Annotated in this window: 2 protein-coding genes and 1 pseudogene; 1 reads left to right on the plus strand and 2 read right to left on the minus strand. The window is 40.5% G+C overall.

Annotation, left to right across the window (positions count from 1 at the left end; all coding sequences use genetic code 11):
- A pseudogene (locus V7L29_RS31365) lies at positions 1 to 203 on the minus strand (Y-family DNA polymerase); the annotation flags it as partial.
- 274 nt (positions 204 to 477) lie between these two features.
- Between V7L29_RS31365 and V7L29_RS31370 the strand changes: the two are divergent.
- The gene (locus V7L29_RS31370) at positions 478 to 639 is read left to right on the plus strand and encodes a hypothetical protein (protein WP_334737939.1); all 162 of its coding nucleotides are present in this window, start codon (positions 478 to 480) and stop codon (positions 637 to 639) included.
- Between the two features lie 360 nt (positions 640 to 999).
- Here V7L29_RS31370 and rpaB read toward each other — a convergent pair whose 3' ends face one another.
- The gene (gene rpaB / locus V7L29_RS31375) at positions 1,000 to 1,734 is read right to left on the minus strand and encodes a response regulator transcription factor RpaB (RefSeq protein ID WP_334737940.1); all 735 of its coding nucleotides are present in this window, start codon (positions 1,732 to 1,734) and stop codon (positions 1,000 to 1,002) included.
- Positions 1,735 to 1,923 lie beyond the last annotated feature (189 nt).

Consider the following 1,923-nt stretch of genomic DNA (forward strand, 5'->3'; position numbering starts at 1 on the left):
AATCTCGGTCTGACAAAGATTAGTCCAGGGCATTTTGCAAAAGCTGTTACTGAGGGCATCGCAGAGTGAATGCCAAACTTACGAGCTTCATAACTAGCTGCTGCAACTACGCCTCACTGATTCGGGCTGTCACCGACTACTAACGGTTTGCCTCGATAGCTAGGATTATCCCTCTGCTCTACCGATGCGTAAAAAGCATCCATATCTAAGTGAATTATTTTCCTAGTTCTAGCGACAGATTCTTGTCCCAAGGGTAGCTCCACCACAAGCAGTCTCGTTTTTTACGCACTATGCCACGAGCAAATTAAATCCTAAACTACAAATCTTATAGTACACTAGCACTAGTCTGTCGATCTAAGTCCCCCACCATTTAGTAGAACCCTTTGATGGCAATTTTTTATCCCCCATTAATCCAAAAATAATTGATAACTTTTTAACAGTACTGTCTGTTTGCCCCATCTCCTCAATATCCACAATATGAATATCGACCGATTACATGAACTTAAGCAAAAACTCACGAATGACACAGACTTGTCCGATATCTGGCTATTTTACATGGATCATTTTGCAGATTGGCAGGAATTCACTGACATGGGTGAGCCTGCCTATAATGAATACCTAGATACATCGATAACTTGAGAGTGAACAAAAGTTTCGTTTGTATTTCTGGAGAATCATCATTAGAGGTAACTTGTGTACAATACTCGTCTACATGAAAACCAAACTGGGCCTTGAAATGTGAAAAGCTCTGTGTTTGAAGTTGTTGACTAAGATATGGTAGCAATCCAGTATCGGGATCTAATAGGATTTGGCGAACAATTGGTATTTGTATCATAAATACTCTACAAGTTTTAAATTAAACCTTTTCTTTGCCAACAATTTCATCAGATTCAGCACTTTGAGGCATCCATCAAACTGACGAGAGTTAGCTCAATCGCTCTACCGATTTACTTAAAACATTTTTAGTGCTGTAATTTGCCAGATAATTGCTCCCATCCCCTACTCTGAATCAATAATTCGTGGGAAAAAATAACCATTACCTCTCGCTGTGATAATAAATTCTGGATCGTTGGGGTCGGATTCTACCTTTGTCCGTAATCGTGAGATATGCACATCTACCACACGAGTGTCTGTATTCATCTCTGGTACAAAGCCCCACAATTGCTGTAATATTTCAACCCTTGAAAAAATCTTTCCTGAATGATTAACTAACAACTCTAATAAGCTAAACTCCACACCTGTCAATCGAATGCGTTGCTCATTTTTATGAACTTGCCGCTTATTGATATCGATTTTGAGATTGCCCACATGGATTATAAGAGAGTTAGAAATAGTATTGATACTGGTTTTGTGGGAGCGCCGTTTTAGTACGCAGGCAATCCGAGCTTCTAATTCCTTGGGTGAGAAAGGTTTTGTCATATAGTCATCAGCACCGAGTTCCAGCCCAGTGATTCGGTCTGCTACATCTGCTAAAGCTGTGAGCATGATAATTGGTACGTCTGATTGTTTCCGTAATTCTTGACAGACACCGTAGCCATCTAGCTTTGGCATCATTACATCTAGAACTATCAAATCAGGGGTCAACAGGCGAAAAGCTGACAAAGCTTCTTCACCATCACTAGCTGTAACTACACTGTAGCCAATCATTTCTAGACGCGTCTGTAAAATTCGGCGAATGCTGGCTTCGTCATCTACTACTAAGATTGTGCCTTTATCACCTGATAAGTTTCTCAACGCTGTTCCTAATGAGCGAGAACTCTTAACCCTTCATTATCTGCTTATTAGGAGTCAAAACCGCAAAACAATCTTGACCTACAGTCATGATGAAGCTGACTTTTCCCGTTAAGTCTCTTTTGCAAGCTGCCAACCCTCACAGAGATCGTGTAATTTTAACCAACCTCGCCACAGTACTTGAATGCCAAT

The sequence above is a fragment of the Nostoc sp. genome, from assembly GCF_036916575.1.
GTDB lineage: Bacteria > Cyanobacteriota > Cyanobacteriia > Cyanobacteriales > Nostocaceae > Nostoc.

Excerpts from the sequence above, each read along its gene's own strand:
- V7L29_RS31370 (WP_334737939.1), top strand. The coding sequence starts at position 478 with ATGAATATCGACCGATTACATGAACTTAAGCAAAAACTCACGAATGAC.